Raw genomic sequence first — 7179 nt, forward strand, 5'->3', positions numbered from 1 at the left:
CTCAAGGTGCTCACTTGACCGCCCCCATGGACAGGCCCTGGACCAGCTTGTCCTGGGCGGCGAACCCGGCGATCAGCACCGGCAGCGACACCACGAAGGAGGCCGCGCACACCTGGGCCAGGAACAGCCCCTGGCTGGTCACGAAGCCGGTCAGGAAGACCGGCGCGGTCTCCGCCCGGGTCCCGGTCAGCACCCGGGCAAAGAGCAGCTCGTTCCAGGAGAAGATGAAGCAGATCAGCGAGGTGGCCGCGATCCCGGGCATGACGACGGGCGCGACGATCTGCCGCAGCGTCCGGATGAGCCCCGCGCCGTCCACCGACGCCGCCTCGAGGATCTCGACCGGGACCTCGTCGAGGAAGGAGCGCATCATCCACACGGCGATCGGCAGGTTCATCGCGGTGTAGAGGATGCCGAGGTACCAGATGTTGTCCAGCAACCCGCTGAACTGGGCGAACAGGTAGAGGGGCAGCAGCCCGGCCACGACCGGCAGCATCTTGGTGGACAGGAAGAAGAACATCACGTCGGTCCACTTGCGCACCGGCCGGATGGACAACGCGTAGGCCGCCGGGATCGACAGCAGGAGCACCACCACGGTGGACAGCACGGCGGCGGTCGCCGAGTTGAGCAGCGCGGGCCACGGGCTCGCGCCTCCGGTGAAGAACTCGCGGTAGCCGTCCAGGGTCAGCGGCGCCAGCACCGATGGCGGGTTCGTCGCCGCGTCCGGCTCGCTGTGGAGCGACGTCAGGATCATCCAGAGCACCGGCAGCACGAAGAGGAGCCCGACCAGCCAGGCGACCAGTCCGAGGATCGGTGAGCTCCGGGGCTTGCGGGCGCGGCGGGGGCCACCCGCCGTGGTACGGGTCGCGGGGATCGGCGCGACGTCGGCGACGGAACTCATCGGGCGGCCTCCTGCCGGAACAACGTCGACACGGTCCGCAGGGCCAGGGTGGCGATGATGATCGTGCCGATGAGGGTGATGACGGCGGCGGCCGACGCCCGGCCGTAGTCGTGGGCCAGGTAGAACAGCTGGTAGATGACGTAGGGCAGGTTGGCCGTGCCCAGGCCGCCGGACGTGATGACGAAGACCGCGTCGAAGGTCTGCAGGATGAAGATCGCGCCGAGCAGCGAGGCCAGCTCCATGTACTGGCGCAGGTGCGGGAAGGTCATGTAGCGGAAGATCTGCCAGCCGCTGGCGCCGTCGATGCGGGCCGCCTCGATCACGTCGAGCGGCCGGCTCTGCAGGCCCGCGAGCAGGATCAGCATCATGAACGGTGTCCACTGCCAGATCAGGGTGATCTCGATGGCTCCCAGCGGAAAGGTCGAGATCCAGTCCGGCTGAGGCGGACTCGTCGAGCCGAACAGCTGCCAGATCCAGGTCAGCACCCCGTTGATCAGGCCGTACACCGGGTTGAAGATGGCGTGCTTCCAGATGAGGGCCGCGGCCACCGGGACGACGAGGAACGGCGTGATCATCATCGTCCGCACCACGCCGCGCCCATGGAACTTCCGGTCCAGCAGGAGCGCGATCAGCAGCCCGAGGACCAGGCTGACCAGCACCACCACGACGGTGAGCTCGATCGTCACGAAGATGGCGTTGCGCGTCGTGACGTCGGTCAGCACCCGCCGGTAGTTGGTCAGGCCGCCGAAGCCGCGGTCCTGGGGATAGTAGGCGTTCCAGTTCATGAACGAGATGACCAGCGTGGCCACGAAGGGCAGCTGGGTCAGGATGATCGTGAACACCAGCGCCGGTAGCAGGGGCGCCCGCCGGGCCCAGTCGGCCGAGCGTCGCAGCGCCCCGCCACCGCGAGGCGGTGCCGCGCCCTCCGCGCGCCCGCCGGTACGTTCGAGAGTGACGCTCATGCCGCTCCCCTCCAGTGATCGGTGGCGGACCGGGGGTCGCGCGCCGTCGTCGCGGGCGCACCGACGAGCCTCGTCACTTCTGCTCCCGTGACCGATGGAAGGCAGCGACGTCGTCGGCCAGCTGCTGGCCCCGGTCGAGCGCGTGGGCGACGGTCTCCCTCCCGGCAATCACCGAGCTGATGTCTTGGGACACCTGCGTGCCCAGGTCGGGAAACTCCGGGATGCCGACGAACTGGATCCCCGGCGCGGGGCGAGGCTGGACGCCCGGGTTGTTCGGGTCGGCGCTGGTGATCGCCTCGAGGGTGGGCTGAGCGAACGCCCCGGCAACCTGCAGATACTGCGGGATCTCGTAGGTTGACTTGCGCTTGCCGGCCGGGACCCGGGACCACCCCAGCTCGGATCCGACCAGCTGCTCGTATTCCTTCCCGGAGGCCCAGGAGATGAACTTCCAGGCGTTGTCCTTCTTCTTGCTGGCCTCCTGGATGCTCCATGACCAGGCGTAGAGCCACCCCGAGCTCGTCGTCTCGACGACCGGCGCGGGCGCGTAACCGATCTTGCCCTTGACCGGGGAGTCGGCGGCTTCCAGCGACCCGGCCGCCGAGGTGGCGTCGTACCACATGGCGGCGTCGCCCTGGATCAAGGCGTTGAGGCATTCGGTAAACCCGGCCTGCGGCGCACCGGCCTCCCCGTGCGCCCGGACGAGGTCGACGTAGAACTGTGTGGCCTTGCGGAAGCCGGCGTCGTTCACCTGGGCGTGCCAGTCCGCGGTGAACCACGTCCCACCGAAGGTGTTCACCACGGTGGTCAGCGGCGCGATCATCTGGCCCCAGCCGGGCTGGCCACGCAGGCAGATGCCGGCCATCCCGGGCCGGGTGCCATCGACCTTGGCCGCGATGTCGGCCACCTGCTGCCAGGTGGGGTGGGCCGGCATCTGGATGCCCGCGGCGTCCAGCACGTCCTTGCGGTACATCAGGAACGAGGACTCGCCGTAGAAGGGCTCGCCGTAGAGCGTGCCCCCGGAGGACAGCGAGGTCGCCATGGTCGGCAGGATGTCCGCCTGGTCGAAGGTGGGATCGGTGGCGGCGTACTTGTCGAGCGGGGCGATCCAGCCCCGGGTGGCGTAGATGGGGATCTCGAAGTTGCTCAGGGTGGCGACGTCGTACTGCCCGGCCTGGCTGGTGAACTCCTGGCTGGCCTTGTCCCGGAGGTCGTTCTCCGGCAGGACGGTGTAGTTGACCGTGATGCCGGTGTCCTTCGTGAAGTTCGCCGCGGTCAGCCGCTCCAGGTCGATCATCTGCGGGTTGTTCACCATCAGCACGTTGATGCTGTTCTCCCCGCCGCCGCCGGGCCCACCGCCCCAACCGGCGCACGCACTCATCGACAGCGCCAGAGCGGTGACCGCCGCGATGGCCAGTGCAGGTCGCGTGCGTCTGCGCACAGTCGCGTCCTCTCGCCCGGCTGGCTCTCGCCAGCGCCTCCGGCCCCCCGGCCCGTTCACGACGACGAAACTGCATCGAGCACCGGACGCCCGGCGCTCGGGCGAGCGCCGCTGCTCTACATGTGTCGTGAAGTGTCGATCCGGGCAGCCGCCACGTCAAGCGCTGGGCGTTTTCGCGCATCTGTGACTCGAATGAGCCGGTCACCAACGCGTTCGCCCGTTCGCCCGAGGTAGCGAGTGCGCCCGGCGGTTGACGCCGCGGGAGTCGCGGCTCACACTCAGCCGGGTGCGGCACCCGCTCTGCTGTGCGGCACAGGCGACGCGGCCTGTGGGCCGAGCGCGCCGCCTCGAGGCCAGCCGCCCCGCCGCTGGACGGACCTGAGCCACGGGCCACGCGCATGACGCCCATCTGGTGAGAGCGTCGTTCGAGATGGGACGAGTGCCCCGACAGCACGAAGGAGAGCCATGTCGGTCATGAACGCCGTCCGCCTCCCGGGCGACAGCACCGTCGAGCACGTCACGGTCGAGGTTCCCGAGCCGGGACACGGTCAGGTCCTGCTGCAGATGAAGGCCTCGTCGATCTGCGGCAGCGACATCCGGGCCATCTACCGCGAGCACCTGGGCACCGGCCCGGAGGCGTACCAGGGCGTCATCGCCGGCCACGAGCCGTGCGGCCAGGTCGTCGCCGCCGGTCCCGACTGCCGGCGGCTGCAGCCCGGCGACCGGGTGGTCGTCTACCACATCGCCGGCTGCGGGGTCTGCGAGGAATGCCGCTCGGGCTACATGATCGGGTGCACCTCGCCCCGTCGCGCGGCGCACGGCTGGCAGCGCGACGGCGGGCACGCGGAGTACCTCCTGGCCGAGGAGGCGACCTGCATCCTCCTCCCCGAACCGCTGTCGTACGTCGACGGGGCGCTCGTCTCCTGCGGCTTCGGCACCGCCTACGAGGGCCTCCTGCGGCTGCAGCTCTCCGGCCAGGACCGACTGCTGGTGACCGGGCTGGGTCCGGTTGGCCTCGCGGCCGCCATGCTGGGCCGGGCCCTGGGCGCGGGGCCGATCATCGGCACGGACGTCGCGCCGGAACGCCTGCAGATGGCCACCGACCTGGGGCTCGTCGACCATGCCGTCGCTGCCGACGAGCGAGCCTCCGCCACGATCCGGGAGCTCACCGACAGCCGCGGATGCGAGGCCAGCATCGATTGCTCGGGCAACGGTGCGGCCCGCCTGGTCGCCCTCGAGAACACGCGAGCCTGGGGCCGCTGCGCCTTCGTCGGCGAGGGCGGACAGATCTCCTTCCCGGTATCCGAGCTGCTGATTCACAAGCAGATCTCGCTGCACGGCTCCTGGGTGACGTCCCTGCGGCACATGGAGGAGCTCCTGGAGCACCTCGTGCGCTGGGACCTGCACCCCGAACGCATCGTCAGCCACCGCTTCCGGCTCGAGCAGGCCGACGAGGCCTACCGCATCGCCGACCAGGGCGCCGCAGGCAAGGTCTGCATCGTCTTCGCGTAGCCGCCAGGGCCGCTCCACGCACGGCCCCGGCCGGGCCCCCGGTCCGACGCATCGTCACCATGCGCGGCGATGTCATCGCGGCGCCGTCCACGAGGGGGCGCCGACGGCGTCGCCGGGTCCACGACCCACCATGACGACCTGCTGCCGGTCGTGGGCGCATCCTGGTGTCATGGCCTCTGAGAGCCGACCCGGTGATCGCGACGGACACCCGCGCAGGATGAGGCAGAGCCCGTTCCCGCCCATCGCGGAGTACGCGTTCCTGTCCGACTGCGAGGCCAGCTGCCTCATCGCCCCGAGCGGGCAGGTGGAGTGGATGTGCCTGCCGCGCCACGACTCGCCGAGCGTGTTCGCCGCCATGCTCGATCGGGGTGCCGGTTCCTTCCAGGTCGCGCCCTATGGCGTGCGGGAGCCGACGTCGCGCCGGTACCTCCCGGGCAGCCTCATCCTCGAGACCACATGGCAGGCCCCGACCGGGTGGATGATCGTGCGCGACGCCCTGGTGATGGGTCCCTGGCACCACCTCGAGAAGCGCGCGGCGCGGTACCGCCGCCCGCCGTCGGACTACGAGGCCGGGCATTGCCTCTTGCGGACGATCCGGTGCGTGAACGGCAGCGTGGACCTGTCGGTCCTGTGCGAGCCCGTCTTCGACTACGGCCGGCGCCGGACCGACTGGCAGTACGTGGGTGCGGGATACCGCGAGGCCACCACGGCGAGCCCGGGTGACGGCCCCGCGCCCGTGCTCCGCCTCACGACCGACAGGAACATCGGCCTCGAAGGCCCCTCGGCCGTGATCCGCACCCGCCTGGTCGAGGGCGACCAGGCGTTCGTCGCGCTGTCCTGGGCCACGCTGCCGCCGCCGCGAACCTGGGACGAGGCCGCGCAGCAGCAGTGGTACACCACGGAGTACTGGCGGCAGTGGATCACTGTCGGGGAGTTCCACGATCACCCCTGGCGCGAAGAGCTCCAGCGCAGCGCCCTGACGCTCAAGGGGCTGACCTACGCGCCCACCGGAGCGCTGATGGCCGCGGCCACGACATCCTTGCCCGAGAGCCCGGGCGGCACCCGCAACTGGGACTACCGCTACGCGTGGATCCGTGACTCCACGTTTGCCCTGTGGGGGCTCTACACGCTGGGTCTCGACCGAGAGGCCAACGACTTCTTCTCCTTCATCCGAGAGGTCGCCGCACAGGACGAGCTGCAGCTGATGTACGGCATCGGCGGGGAACGGGACCTGCCCGAGCACACGCTCGACGAGCTCGAGGGATACGACGGCGCCCGTCCGGTCCGGGTGGGCAACAGCGCCGCCCTGCAGCGCCAGCACGACATGTGGGGAGCGATGCTGGACTCGGTGTACCTGCACGTGAAGTCGCGCGACCAGCTGCCGGAGGCACTGTGGCCCATCCTGCGCCGGCAGGTCGAGCAGGCGGCCACGCACTGGCGCGAGCCGGACAACGGCATCTGGGAGGTGCGCGGTGCGCCCCAGCACTTCACCTCCTCGAAGTTGATGTGCTGGGTGGCGATGGACCGGGGCGCGCGGCTCGCCCGGCTGCACGACCAGCCCGAACAGGCGGAACACTGGCAGCGGATCGCGAACGAGATCCGGGAGGACATCCTCACCAACGGCGTCGACGAACGGGGGGTCTTCGTGCAGCGCTACGGCGCGACCACCCTCGACGCCTCGCTCCTGCTGGTGCCGCTCTTCCGGTTCCTCCCCGCCGACGACCCCCGCGTGCGCGCCACGGTCCTCGCCATCGCCGACGACCTGACCTACAACGGGCTCGTGCTCCGCTACCGCGTCGAGGACACCGACGACGGGCTGCCGGGGACGGAGGGGTCCTTCACGATCTGCTCCTTCTGGCTGGTATCCGCCCTGGTCGAGATCGGGGAGGTCGAACGAGCCAAGGCCCTGTGCGAGCGGGTGCTGTCCTACGCGAGCCCGCTGGGGCTCTACGCGGAGGAGATCGACCCGATCAGCGGCCGCCATCTCGGCAACTTCCCCCAGGCATTCACCCACCTGGCCCTCATCAACGCGCTCATGCACGTCATTCGGGCCGAGGAGAGCGGGGGCGGTGTCCGCTTCGCGCCAGCTCACCCACTGTGACCGACGCCGCCATGCGCCGGTCCGAGCGCTCGTCGCTCCCGACCAGGGCTCCCGACACGCCGGGAGGTTCAGGGCGCCTGGTCACAGAAAGGAACCTGCCGACATGACATCGACGCTCAGCTTCACCGTCTTCGACGCGCCGGACAAGCCCCTGGTGGGAGACCGGCCCCGCCCGTTCGGGCCACCGATGGCCTGGGACCCGATGACGTCGACCCTGATCTCCGGCGAGCACGATGCGGTCCTGGTGGACCCGCTCACCACCGTCGCC

Annotated in this window: 5 protein-coding genes; 2 read left to right on the forward strand and 3 right to left on the reverse strand. The window is 70.1% G+C overall.

What is annotated here, in order from left to right; translation table 11 throughout:
- Nucleotides 1-10 precede the first annotated feature (10 nt).
- From GD880_RS09245 to GD880_RS09255, 3 genes are all read right to left on the reverse strand, one after another.
- Nucleotides 11-898 (reverse strand): carbohydrate ABC transporter permease, encoded by an 888-nt coding sequence (locus GD880_RS09245; protein WP_152231324.1) that lies wholly within the window; start codon nt 896-898, stop codon nt 11-13.
- Nucleotides 895-1860, reverse strand: coding sequence for a carbohydrate ABC transporter permease (locus GD880_RS09250; RefSeq protein WP_152231325.1), 966 nt, complete (start codon nt 1858-1860; stop codon nt 895-897). Before GD880_RS09250 ends, GD880_RS09245 begins: the two co-directional genes overlap by 4 nt.
- A gap of 73 nt (nt 1861-1933) precedes the next feature.
- Complete coding sequence (locus GD880_RS09255) at nt 1934-3238, reverse strand: ABC transporter substrate-binding protein (RefSeq protein WP_152231352.1); 1305 nt, start codon at nt 3236-3238, stop codon at nt 1934-1936.
- A gap of 525 nt (nt 3239-3763) precedes the next feature.
- On the opposite strand from GD880_RS09255, the gene GD880_RS09260 reads away from it, so the two are divergent.
- Nucleotides 3764-4810 (forward strand): zinc-dependent alcohol dehydrogenase family protein, encoded by a 1047-nt coding sequence (locus GD880_RS09260; RefSeq protein ID WP_152231326.1) that lies wholly within the window; start codon nt 3764-3766, stop codon nt 4808-4810.
- Nucleotides 4811-5027: 217 nt separating this feature from the next.
- Nucleotides 5028-6911, forward strand: a complete 1884-nt coding sequence (locus GD880_RS09265; RefSeq protein ID WP_226909512.1) for a glycoside hydrolase family 15 protein — start codon at nt 5028-5030, stop codon at nt 6909-6911.
- Nucleotides 6912-7179: the final 268 nt, after the last annotated feature.

Source organism: Georgenia ruanii (assembly GCF_009193175.1).
Taxonomy (GTDB): Bacteria; Actinomycetota; Actinomycetes; order Actinomycetales; family Actinomycetaceae; genus Georgenia; species Georgenia ruanii.